This window comes from Pseudomonas sp. PVC-5-1 (assembly GCF_057444345.1).
Map to the genome: position 1 here is coordinate 3,960,621 of NZ_CM172024.1, position 13,218 is coordinate 3,973,838.

Sequence of the window (13,218 nt, forward strand, 5' to 3'; positions counted from 1 at the left end):
GAAGAACCGTGGGAAAGATGGGCTTGCAGGTATGGCACCGGCTGCGCCGGTGTTCGCGGGCATGCCCGCTCCCACAGGTGCAGCGCCAAACCTCGAGAACAACGCCGTATCTGTAGGAGCGGCCTTGTGTCGCGAAAGGGCCGCATAGCGGCCCCAGCAATTTCAACTCTTGTGCACCTGCTCAGGTCACAACCCCTCCAGCTCGGCCATCAGGTCACTGAGCCGGTCGACCTTGTCGTCATCCAGCACACTGCCCTGCAGCCCCTGCACATACACCGCCAGTTCCTCCACCGTGCTGCACTCGAACATCGCCCGCAGCGGCACGTTCAGTTGCAGCTGCTTCTGCATCCGCGAGGCGATTTGCGTGGCCAGCAGCGAATGCCCGCCCAGCTCGAAGAAGTTGTCGTGCACCCCGACCCGCTCGGCCTTGAGCACATCCGCCCAGATACCGGCCAGTACCTCTTCCAGCTCATTGCGCGGCGCCTGGTAGGCCTGGCTGTGCTGGCCACCGACGTCGATGGCTGGCAGGGCCTTGCGGTCGAGCTTGCCGTTGGCGTTGTGCGGCAGGCTGTCGAACCAGCCCCAGTGCAGTGGCACCATGTACTCCGGCAACTCGGCACGCAGGCGCAGCTTGAGCTGTTCCAGCAACGCAGCGTCGGCTGCAACGCCTTGATGCGCCACCAGGTAACCCACCAGGTGCTTGCCATTGACGCCCTCCTGCACGCCAACGGCAGCGTCGCGGATCTCCGGCTGTTCGTGCAGGCGGGCTTCGATTTCGCCCAGTTCGATGCGGTAGCCGCGAATCTTCACCTGATGGTCGATGCGCCCGACATACTCCAGCACCCCGTCCGGGCGCTGCCGCGCCAGGTCGCCAGTGCGATACAGGCGTTCGCCCGGTGCACCATGAGGATGGGGAATGAACGCCAGCGCTGTGCGCACCGGGTCGCCGACATAGCCACGGCCCACGCCGGTGCCGGCCACGCACAACTCACCTGTCGCACCCAGTGGCACCAGTGCCTGGTCCTCGCCGTACAGGTACAGGCGGTTGTTGTCGGTCGGCGTGCCGATCGGCAAGTAACTGCCACGGGTCGAGGCGGCATCGACGCGGAAGAACGCCACGTCATCGGAGCACTCCGCCGGGCCGTAGGCGTTGACCAGGCCGATCTGCGGGTAGCGCTGCAGCCACTGCGCCGCCAGCTCCGGTGGCATGGCTTCGCCGGTCGGCAGCATCCAGCGCAGGCCATCGAGGGCCTGGTGGTCGTTGGCCAGCATGCCCTGGATCAGCGACGGCACGCTCTCCAGCACGCTGATGCCGGTGGCCTGCACATGCGCCAGCAGGCCCTGCGGGTCATGGGCGATGGCGTTCGGCACGATCTCCACCCTGGCGCCGAACAGCGGCGCGGCAAGGAACTGCCACACCGAAATGTCAAAGCTCTGCGAGGCCGTCTGGGCGATCACGTCGTGCTCGCCGAGCGCCAGGTACGGCACCTTGCTCAGCTGGTTGTTGAGCATGCCGCGCTGCTCGACCATCACCCCCTTCGGCAGGCCGGTGGAGCCTGAGGTGTAGATCACATAGGCGAGGTTATCCGGCCCGCTGTGAATGCCGGGGTTGTGGCTGGCCACCGGGCTGGCCTGGATGTCTTCCCAGACCAGCAGCTGCGGCCGTGCCGCCAACGCAAGCTGGTCCAGCAACTGCCGCCCTTGCCCGGCACAGGCCGCGCTGCACACCAGCACGGGTGTACGGCTGAGCTGGATGATGCTTTGCAGACGCGCCGCCGGCAGGCCCGGGTCCAGTGGCAGGTAGCCGGCGCCGGCCTTGAAGCTGCCGACGATCATGCCCAGCAGCGGTAGCCCACGCTCGGCCAGCAGTGCCACCGGCTGGTCCACGTTCACACCCGCCGCGATCAAGGCATGGCCCAGACGGTTGGCCGCCAGATTCAAGCCGGCGTAGTCGTAGGATGCGTCCAGGCAGCGGGCCACGGTACGTTGCGGATGCGCGGCCACCTGCGCCTCGAACTGCGCGATGTAACTCTGTTCCAACGGATAGGCGCGCGCGGTGCGGTTGCAGTCTTCCAGCAGGAAGCGCTGCTCTTCCGCACCCAGCAACGGCAGTGCGCTCATCTCCCCTTCAAAGCCTTGCACCAGCGCCAGCAGCAGGCGCTTGAACTCGGCCAGCAGGCGCTCGACGGTCGGGTAGTCGAAGTAGCGCTGGTCGAACGACAGGTGCAGGCCAAGGTCATCGCCCGGGTAGCACACTGCGGTCAGTGGGAAGTTGGTGTGGGTACGGCCCGAGTCGGAGCTGGCATTCAGGTGCTGGGCGTGGTCGAGCACGGCGGTTTCCACCGGCGCGTTCTCGAACACGAACAGGCTGTCGAACAGCGGCTGGCCCTTGGGTAGTTCGCTGCATTCCTGGATCGCCACCAGCGGCAGGTATTCATACTCGCGCAGCTCCATGTTGTGCTCCAACAGGCCTTGCAACCACTGCCGCACACTGCAGCGCTCACCCGCCACCGGCAATTGCACGCGCAGGGCGACGCTGTTGATGAACAGGCCGACGGTACGCTGCATCTGCGGCATGCTCACCGGGCGCCCGGCCACGGTCACGCCAAAGGCCACGTCGCGGTCGCCACTGTAGCGCGCCAGCACCAGTGCCCAGGCCGCCTGGGCGAAGGTGTTGACGGTGAGCTGGTGGGCCTGGGCCAGTTCGCGCAGGCGCACGCCGTCGCTCACCGCCAGGCGGGTGTAACAGTCGCCGACGATCATGCCGCTACCGGCATGGTCGTGGCGCAGCGGGCGGTCGCTGGGGATGGTGGTGGCGCGTTCGAAGCCGGCCAGGTTGGCCTGCCACCAGGCTCGCGCGTCGTCCAGGCCTTGGCGTTGCAGCCAGCCGATGTAGTCGCGGTAGCGCGGTGGCGCAGGCAAGCGGGCCTGGCGCCCCTCGCCGAGGGCCTGGTAGATCTCGAAGAAATCGTTCATCAGCAGCGAACGGCACCAGGCATCGATGAGGATGTGGTGGTTGCTCATCATGAACCAGTAGCGCTCGTCGGCCACACGCACCAGGCGCAGGTGGAACGGCGCCTCGCTGAGCAGCGCGAAACCAGCCTCGCGTTCCTGCTTGTGCAGGGCCTGCAGGCGCTGCTCCTGGGCGTCGTCGTCGAGGCCACGCCAGTCCTGATAGTCCACCGGCATGTTGCCCGGTTTGTGGATGATCTGCAGCATCGCCTCGCCGGTGTTCCAGCTGAACGATGCGCGTAGCGCCTCGTGGCGTGCCACCACCGCCTGCCACGCCTGTGCGAAGCGTTCGGGGTCGAGCGCGCTGTTGATGCGGTAGCGGTCCTGCATGTAGTAAAGGCCGGTGCCCGGCTCCAGCAGGGTGTGCAACAGCATGCCCTCCTGCATCGGCGTCAGCGGGTAGACGTCCTCGATCTGCGCGGCCGGTACCGGCAGCGCGTCGATCTGCGCCTGGGTCAGGTGCGCCAGCGGGAAGTCCGATTCCGTGAAACTGCCGTTGCCATCAGCCAGGCAATGCTCGACCAGCGCCAGCAGCTCCTGACGATAGGCCTCGGCCAGGCAGGCGATGGTCCGCTCGTCGTAGCGTTCGGCACTGAAGGTCCAGCGCAGTTGCAGGGCACCGCCATACACCTGGCCATCGACACTCAGCCAGTTGGGCAGCGGTGCATCGAGGTCGTGGGCCAGGCCGGCCGGGGCGTCCAGCGGCTGGAACAGGGCTGTGCTGTCGAACTGCTGGTCGAACTGGCCCAGGTAGTTGAAGGTGATGCGTGCCTGCGGCAGGGCCGCCATCTGCTCACGCACTGCCGTATCGGCCAGGTAGCGCAGCACGCCATAACCCAGCCCTTTGTGCGGCACCTGGCGCAGTTGCTCCTTGATGCGCTTGATCGAGCCTGCCCGCGCTGCATCGTCCTCGCCTGGCAGCGGGCGCAGGCTCAGCGGGTAGGCGTTGGTGAACCAGCCGACGCTGCGGGTCAAGTCCATGTCTTCGAACAGCCCGTCACGGCCATGGCCCTCAAGCTGTACCAGCACTTCTTCATCGCCGCTCCAGCGGCACAGGGCACGCGCCAGCGCGGTCAGCAGCAGGTCGTTGACCTGGGTGTGATAGGCCGCCGGGGCCTGCTGCAGCAACTGCCGGGTCTGCTCCACATCCAGGCCGATGGCCAGGGTACGGGCATGGCAGTGCAGGTTGCCGCCCTGCGGGTGATCGCATGGCAGTTCGCGGCGCACGCCGCCCAACTGGCCTTGCCACCAGCCCAGCTCGTCGCGCAGCGAATCACTGCCGGCATAGCTGGCCAGGCGTGCGGCCCAGTCGCCCATGGCGTGGGTCTTGGCCGGCAGCGGCTGGCCTCGGTACAGCGCCTGAAGGTCTTCCAGCAGCACGCGCCACGACACGCCATCGACCACCAGGTGATGGATAGCCAGCAACAGGCGCTGGCCGCCCTGCCCGTCATTAACCAGCAAGGCGCGCAACAGTGGGCCCTGTTCCAGGTCGAGGCTGCGTTGCAAATCGGTGTACAGCGGTTGGCAATCGGCGAAGTCGGCGACCGTGGCTGTCCACAGCAATTGCCCGGTGGCAAGCGAAGCATATTCGGCCTGCCAGCGGCCCTGGGCCTGGCCGAAGCGCAGGCGCAGGCTGTCGTGGTGCTGCACCAGGGCGGCCAAGGCTCGCTCCAGTCCCCCCTCATCCAGCGGCTTGCGTGCCTCCAGCAGAACAGCCTGGTTCCAGTGCTGCGGCTGTGGCACTTCACTGTCGAAGAACCAGTGCTGGATCGGCGTGAGGCCGGCCTGGCCCTGGCGCTGGCCCTGTTCGATGCTGCTGGCGGCTTCGCTGCGCTGAACGATGGCGGCCAGGGTCTGGATGGTCTGATGCTGGAACAGGTCGCGCGGGGTGAACTGCAAGCCGGCCTGACGAGCCCGGCTGACTACCTGGATCGACAGGATCGAGTCGCCGCCCAGTTCGAAGAAGTTGTCCTGCACGCCGACCCGGGCAACGTTGAGCACGTCGCGCCAGATCTGCGCCAGTTGGGCTTCCACCTCGTTGCCAGGCGCCTGGTACTGCTGGCGTGCCTGTTCCAGGTCCGGCAGCGGCAGCGCACGGCGGTCGAGCTTGCCGTTGCCCATCAGCGGCAGGCTGTCGAGCAGCACCAGGTGCGCCGGCACCATGTAGTCCGGCAGGTGCTGGCGGGCATCGGCTTTCACCGCGTCGCGCAGCAGGCCCTGGGCCTCGCTGTCGGCAGCGGCCTGCCCGCACACCAGGTAACCCACCAGTTGCTTGCCGCCCGGCAGGTCGAGGGCCAGAACTACAGCCTCGTCGACATCGGCATGCGCCTGCAGGCGGCTTTCGATTTCGCCCAGCTCGATACGGAAACCGCGAATCTTCACTTGCTGGTCGGCGCGGCCGACGTACTCGACCAGGCCATCGCTGCCCAGGCGCACCAGGTCACCGGTGCGATACAGGCGCCCGCCTTCGCTGCCGAACGGGTCGGCGACGAAGCGCTCGGCGCTTAGGCCTGGGCGGTCGTGGTAACCCTGGGCCAGGCCGGCACCGCCGACATACAGCTCGCCAATACCGCCTTGCGGCAACAGGGCAAGGTCTTCATCGAGGATGTAGGCCGTGCGGCTACCGATGACACGGCCGATCGGCACGTTGCCCAGCTCTGCCGGCAGCGTCTGTGGTGCCAGGCAGGCCAGCGGCATGACCACGGTTTCGGTCGGCCCGTAGGCGTTGAAGAACTGCTGCGGCGCGAAGGCCTGGCGGATGCGCTGCAGGTGTTCGCCGGTCAGCGCCTCACCACCGGTAATGACCAGGCGCACTGGCAACTGCTCGCCCTGCCCGGCCAGGTACTGCGCCAACTGGCTGCCGTAGCTTGGCGTGAAGCCAAGAATGCTCACCTGCTGCTCACGCACCAGCTGGCAGATGTCTTCGGCGCCCCACTGCCCCTGGGCACGCAGTACCACGCGGGCGCCACACAGCAGCGGAACCCACAGGCGTTCGCTGGCGGCGTCGAAATTGATCGAATAGAAGTGCAGCTCGCAGTCATCGCCGCGCATACCGAACGCGTCGATCACCGCCTGGCAATGCATGGCGAACTCGCCGTGGCTGACTACCACGCCCTTGGGCTTGCCGGTGGAACCGGAGGTGTAGATCAGGTAGGCCTGGTTCTGCGGCAGGTTGAGGTTGTCCAGCGGCGCATCGCTGTAGGCCGACAGGCTGGCGCTGTCGTCTTCCAGGCTCCAGTGCGCCACGCCTTCGGGCAACTGCCCCAGGGTTTGCAGCAGCGCGCGCTGGCTTAGCAGCAGGCCGATGCGGCTGTCTTCGATCATGTAGCGCAGGCGGTCGAGCGGGTATTCGGGGTCGAGCGGCACGTAGGCGCCACCGGCCTTGAGGATGGCCAGCAGGCCGACGACCATTTCCAGCGAACGCTCCAGCGCCAGGCCCACGCGCACCTGCGGGCCGACGCCACGCTCGCGCAGGGCGCGGGCCAGGCGGTTGGCCTGCTGGTCGAGTTCGGCATAGGTCATGTGCCGGCCGGCGAAGGTCAACGCGCCAGCGTGTGGCGTGCGCGCAGCCTGGGCGGCGAACAGGCCGTGCACGGTCTGGTCGAGAGCGAGACCCTGCTCGCCCTGCAACTGGCCCGCCAGCACCTGCTGCTCGGCGCTGCTCAGCATCGGCAGCTCGCACAGGCGCTGTTGCGGGTTGTCGAGCAGGCCCGCCAGCAATTGCTGCCAGTGCTCGGCCATGCGTGCGATGCGTGGTTCGTCGAACAGGTCACGGCTGTAGGTCAGGCAGCAACCCAGGCGGCCGTCGAGGTCGGTCACCTCCAGGTACAGGTCGAACTTGGTGGCGCTGGCGTCGTTGACCAGGTAATCCACCTGCATGCCGGCAAGCTGGCGGCTTTGCTGGAAGGCCCAGCGCTGCACGTTGCACATCACCTGGAACAGCGGGTTGTAGGCGCTGCTGCGCGGTGGCTGCAGGGCTTCCACCAGCTGGTCGAACGGCAGGTCCTGGTGCGACTGGCCTTCGATGGCAACCTGGCGTACCTGCTCCAGCAACTGTGCGGCGCTCATCTGGCCGTCCAGCTCGCAACGCAGCACCTGGGTGTTGAGGAACGCGCCAATCAGCCCTTCGCTTTCCGGGCGGATGCGGTTGGCCACCGGCGCGCCAATGCGCAGGTCACGCTGGCCGCTGTAGCGGTGCAGCAAGGCGGCCAGGGTGGCAGTCATGGTCATGAACAGGGTCAGGCCGCGCTGGCTGTTGAAGGCATGCACGCGGGCAACCAGCGCCGGGTCGAGCTCGAAGCGGTACAGCTCGCCACGGTGGCTCTGCACTGCCGGGCGCGGGCGGTCGGCAGGCAACGCCAGCACCGGGTGCTCATCGCCCAGGCGGGCCTGCCAGTAGGCCAGCTGGCGGGCGCCCTCGCCGCTTTCCAGCCATTGCCGTTGCCACACGCTGTAGTCCAGATACTGCACCGGCAGCGGCGCCAGCGGCGATTCGCGGTCATCGACGAAGGCCTCGTACAGCTCGCCCAGTTCGCGGGCGAAGATGTCCATGGCCCAGCCCTCGGTGACGATATGGTGCAGGGTCAGCACGAAGAAATGCTCGCGCTCTTCGGCTTTGACCAGGCAGGCACGCAGCAGCGGGCCGCGCTCCAGGTCGAACGGCTGGTGCGCCTGGTCGTCGGCCAGTTGTTGCAGGCGTTGTTGGCGGGCATCGGCGGGCAAGGCGCTGAAGTCTTGCCAGTCGAGGTGCAGGCTGCTGTCTTCGGCCACGCACTGATACGGCACGCCATCGATGCTGGGGAAGGTGGTGCGCAGGGTTTCGTGGCGCACCACCAGCGCCTGCAGCGCACGTTCGAAGGCATCCACATGCAGGGTGCCGCGCAAGCGCGCCATGCCGCCGACGTTGTACGCCGGGCTGCCCGGCTCCATTTGCCAGAGGAACCACATGCGCTGCTGCGAGTACGACAGCGGCACCGCCTGGCGGCGGTCGACGCGGGTGATTGTGCCTTGCAGGTTGCGCTCACCGGCAGCACGAATACGCGTGATCTCGGCACAGAAGGCGCCCAGCTCGCTGGCGTCGAACAGGGCCTTGAGCGGCAGCTCGACATCGCAGGCCTGACGCGTGCGCGAGACAATTTGAGTGGCCAGCAGCGAATGGCCGCCGAGGGCGAAGAAGTCGTCCTGCAGGCCGATGCGCGGCAAGTTCAGCACCTCGCGCCAGATGGCGGCGACCTGCTGCTGCAACTCGGTTTGCGGCTCGACGTGCTGCCGCTGCTGCCACACCGGGGCCGGCAACGCCTTGCGGTCGACCTTGCCGCTGGGGCCCAGTGGCATCTGCGCCAGCGGGATGAGTTGTGCCGGCACCATGTAGGCCGGTAGTTGTTCAGCCAGCACCGTCAGCAATGCATCAGGCTGGGCGCTGCCACTGTAGTAGCCGACCAGTTGCGCACCTACGGCATCCTTGTGAATCAGCACCAGCGCCTGTTCGACCCCCGCTTGCGCCAGCAGGCAGGCCTGGACTTCCTCGGGCTCGACACGGAAGCCACGCACCTTGAGCTGCTGGTCGAGGCGACCAAGGTATTCCAGCGCCGCGGTCTGCACCTGCCAGCGGGCGCGGTCGCCACTGCGGTACAGGCGCTCGCCATTGCCGTCGGCCCGGGGCACGAAGCGCTCGGCGGTGAGGCCCGGACGGCCCAGGTAGCCACGGGCCAGGCCTGCACCGCCGAGGTACAGCTCGCCCGGCACACTGGGGGCGGTCAGTTCCAGCTCGTCGTCCAGCACACGGCACAGCACATTGCCCAGCGGGCGGCCGATCGGCGAGCGTTCGCCATCGGTGGCCTGGCAGTGCCAGTGGGTGACGTTGATGGCGGTTTCGGTCGGGCCATAGCGGTTGTGCAACTGCACCTGTGGCAGCACCTGCAGCACGCGGTCACGCAGTGCCGCGGACAGCGCTTCGCCACCGGAGAACAGCCGGCGCAGGCTGCCGCAGGCACCCGCCTGCGGCTCCTGGACGAACACCTGCAACAGCGGCGGCACGAAGTGCAGCGTGGTCACGCCATGGGCCTGCACCAACGCGGCGATGCGCTGCGGGTCGCGGTGCTCGCCAGAGCCGGCGAGCACCAGCTTGCAACCGGTCACCAGTGGCCAGAAGCATTCCCACACCGAAACGTCGAAGCTGATCGGCGCCTTCTGCATCAGCACGTCGCTGTCGTCCAGCACATAGCTGGCCTGCATCCATTGCAGGCGCTCGGCCAGTGCCGCGTGGGTATTGCCCACGCCCTTGGGCTGGCCGGTGGAGCCGGAGGTGTAGATCACATAGGCCAGGTTGTCGCCATGCAGATGCAACCCGGGGGCATGGCTTGGCCAGCTGTCCAGGTGCAGCTGGTCGAGGGCGATGGCGCTGACGCCATCAACCTGTGGCAGCTTGCCCAGCAGGCTGCTGTGGCTCAGCAACAGGCCAGCGTTGCAGTCGGCGAGCATGTAGGCCAGGCGCTCGGCCGGGTAATCGACGTCCAGCGGCACATAGGCACCACCGGCCTTGAGAATGGCCAGCAGGCCCACCAGCAGCTGCGGCGAACGCTCGATGGCGATGGCCACGCAAGTGTCTGGGCCCACGCCTTTGTCACGCAGGTAGTGGGCCAGACGGTTGGCTTGCTGGTGCAACTCGGCGTAATCCAGGCTGCCACCGTCCCACACCAGGGCGGTGCGCTGCGGGGTCAGGCGTGCCTGTTCATTGAGCTGCTCGACCAGCAGGCGCTGCGGCGGCGCAGCGGGTGCCTCGCCCCAGCTCAGCAGTTGCGCGCGGCCAGGCTCGTCGAGCAGTTGCACCTCGCCCAGCGCCCGCTGCGGCCCGGCACACACCTGCTCGAGCAGGGCCAACAGGTGCTGGGCCAGGCGCTTGACGGTACTGGCATCGAACAATTCGGCGGCATAGTCGAAGGCCAGGCTCAGGCGGCCCTGGTGGTCTTCTTCACTGTGCAGCTGCAAGTCGAACTTGGCTTCGCGACTGTGCCACGGCAGCTCTTCGGCCAGCAGGCCCGGCAGGCGGCGCAGCGCAGACAGGTCACGTTGCTGGTGGTTGAACATGACCTGGAACAGGCCTTGCTCGCGAGCCTCGGGCAGGGCTTCGAGCAGTTGCTCGAACGGCAGGTCCTGGTTGGCCTGGGCATCCAGGGTTGCCTGGCGCACCTGGGCCAACAACTGGTCGAACGGCAGGCGGCCATCGAGTTGCGCACGCAGTACCTGGGTGTTGATGAAGAAGCCGACCATGCCTTGGGTTTCCAGGCGCGGGCGGTTGGCGTTGGGCACGCCGACACGGATATCGGCCTGGCCACTGTAGCGGTGCAACAGCGCCTGCCAGCCGGCCAGCAGTACCATGAACAGGCTGGCCTGCTGTTCGCGGGCCAGGCCCTTGAGCGCTTCGGTGAGCCTGGCCGGTACCTTGAGGTTGAAGCGGGCGGCGCGGTGGCCGCGCTGGCTGGTGCGCGGGTGGTCGGTGCACAGGTCGAGCACCGGCAGATCATCCCCCAGACGCGCCTGCCAGTACTGCAGCTGACGCTCGGCTTCGCCTGCGGCCAGCCACTGTCGCTGCCAGGTGCCGTAGTCGGCATAACCCAGGGTCAGCGGTGCCAGGTTGGCCTCAAGGCCCTGGCAGTGGGCGGCGTACAGTTTGGCGAATTCGTCGAGCAGGATGTTCAGCGACCAGCCGTCGGCGACGATATGGTGCAGGGTCACCCACAGTTGATGGTGTTCATCGTCCAGGCGCGCCAGGGTCACCCGCAGCAACGGCCCCCGGGTCAGGTCGAACGGCTGGCGAGCTTCGGTTTCACGTTGGGCGGCGACCTGTTCGGCGGCCTGGCCTTCGAGGTCCAGGCGGCGAAGGTCGAACGGCTGCTGCGCCAGGACGCGCTGCAGGGCCTGGCCGTTCTCTTCGGCAAACAGGGTACGCAGCGATTCATGGCGCGCCACCAGCGCCTGGAAGGCTGCTTCCAGGGCGTTTTCGTCCAGCTCACCACGCAACTGCAGGCCGGCTGGGATGTTGTAGGCTGCCGATTGCGGGTCCAACTGCCATAGCAACCACAGGCGGTTTTGCGCCAGCGACTGGGGCAGCGCCTGGTTGCGTTCCAGGGTGGCGATGGCGCCGACCCGGCAACCGCCTTCGGCGATGATCGCGGCCACGGCCTTGGCGTAGTCAGCCAGTATCGGCGCCTCGAACAGGGTGCGCAGGCCCAGGTCGATGGCCAGTTCATCGGCCAGGCGTGCGGTGGCATGGGTGGCGGCGATGGAGTTGCCGCCCAGCAGCAGGAAGTGGTCGTCTGCCGCCACCGCCTCGACCTTGAGAATGTCGCGCCACACATCGGCGATGCGCGCCTGCAGTTCATCGCCTGCGCCCACTGAAGCAACGGGCTCGTTCACCTCAGGGAAGCGGGCGTAGCAGTCCAGGCTGCCATCGTCCATGCGCAGGCGGCAGGCCGAACGCTGCAGCTTGCCGCTGGAGGTCTTGGGCAGCGCACCCGGGTTCAGCAGCAGGACCACGGCCGGTGCCTGGCGGCAGGCGTCGGCGATCACCTGGCGCAGGGTCTTGATCAGCGCCTGGGGCTTGATCGCCTTCTGCACGTTGCGGCTGATTTCCACCGCCACGCCAATGCCCTCCTCGCCTTGCTGCTCGACGGCGAACACTGCCACCCGGCCTTTGCGCAGCACCTCCACTTCGCGCTCGAGGGTCTTTTCCAGGTCCTGCGGGTACAGGTTCTGCCCGCGCACGATGAGCATGTCCTTCAGGCGACCGGTGACGAACACTTCGCCTTCGCGCATGAAGCCCAGGTCGCCGGTACGCAGCCAGGTCTGGCCGCCCATCTCGACGAAGGTGCGGGCGCTGGCCTCGGGGTTGCGCCAGTAGCCCAGGGCGATGCTCGGGCCGGCGGCCCAGATCTCGCCCACCTGGTTGTCGCCCAGCACCTGCAGGCGTTGTGGTTCGACAATGCGCACGGCATGCCCGGGCTGCGGGTAGCCACAGCTCATCAGCACACTGCCCTTGCCAGGCTCCGCACGGTTGGCGGCGAAGGCTTCGGCGTCCAGCTCCAGCGCGGCGATGCCCTGGCCACGGCGACTACCGCTGACGAACAGGGTCGCCTCGGCCAGGCCGTAGCTGGCGAAGAAGCTCTGCGGGTCGAAGCCGCAGGCCTGGAACTTGTCGGCAAAGGCCGCCAGGCTGTCCTGGCGGATCGGCTCGGAGCCGGAATAGGCCACCCGCCAGCGGCTGAGGTCGAGCCCGGCCAGGGATGCCTCGCTGACCCGCTCGCTGCACAACCGGTAAGCAAAGTCGGGGCCGCCGCTGATGGTGCCGCCGTATTCGCTGATGGCCTGCAACCAGCGCAGCGGCCGGGCCAGGAAGTAGCCCGGCGACATCAGCACACAGGGCACGCCGCTGAAAATCGGCTGCAGCAGGCCGCCGATCAGGCCCATGTCGTGGTACAGCGGCAGCCAGCTGACGATCACATCGTCTGGGTTGAGGTCGATGCCAAAGCCTTGGCGGATCAGTTGTTCGTTGGCCACCAGGTTGCCATGGCTGACCTGCACGCCCTTGGGCAGTGCTGTGGAGCCGGAGGTGTATTGCAGGAAGGCGATGTCATCACCCTTGAGCGCGGGTTCGCGCCAGTTTGCAGCCAGTGCCGGGTCCAGGCCATCCACCGCCAGCAGCTCGGGGGCGTTGGCCGCTGTCAGGGCCTCCAGGCCCTGCAGGCTGTCGCGCAGGGCCGCGACGGTCAGCAGCAGGCGCGGCTCGGCGTCGTCGATGATCGACAGCAAGCGCTGCTGGTGGTGCTGGCGCGCGGACTCCGGCGGGTAGGCCGGCACCGCAATCACGCCGGCATACAGGCAGCCGAAGAATGCCGCCACATAGTCTGGCCCGCTGGGGAACAACAGCACTGCGCGGTCGCCGAAACCGGCCCGGCTTTGCAAGGCAGCAGCGATGGTGCGTGCGCGCTGGTCGAGGTCCCGGTAGCTGAGCACGGCCTGCTCGCCGGGAGCGTCGGCCAGAAAGCGCAAGGCGACTTTGTCCGGGGTCTGCACGGCGCGCTGCGCCAGGGCCTGGACCAGCGAGAGCGGGAGTTCGAAGGCGTCCGTCATGGGGTGTTCCTGCCAGTGTCTGGTTGGGTCGGGCCGGCTGCTGCGCGAACGTGGGCGTAGCGGCATGTGGCGGCCTGA

Annotated in this window: 1 protein-coding gene; it reads right to left on the reverse strand. The window is 67.5% G+C overall.

Translation table 11 applies throughout. The features are described 5' to 3' along the window. Positions 1–186: 186 nt before the first annotated feature. Positions 187–13,140 (reverse strand): non-ribosomal peptide synthetase, encoded by a 12,954-nt coding sequence (locus tag AC2T3R_RS18175; protein WP_486744072.1) that lies wholly within the window; start codon positions 13,138–13,140, stop codon positions 187–189. Positions 13,141–13,218: the final 78 nt, after the last annotated feature.

What these genes read in the sequence shown, in the direction of transcription:
- AC2T3R_RS18175 (WP_486744072.1), bottom strand. Translation starts at nt 13,140, where the DNA reads ATGACGGACGCCTTCGAACTCCCGCTCTCGCTGGTCCAGGCCCTGGCG.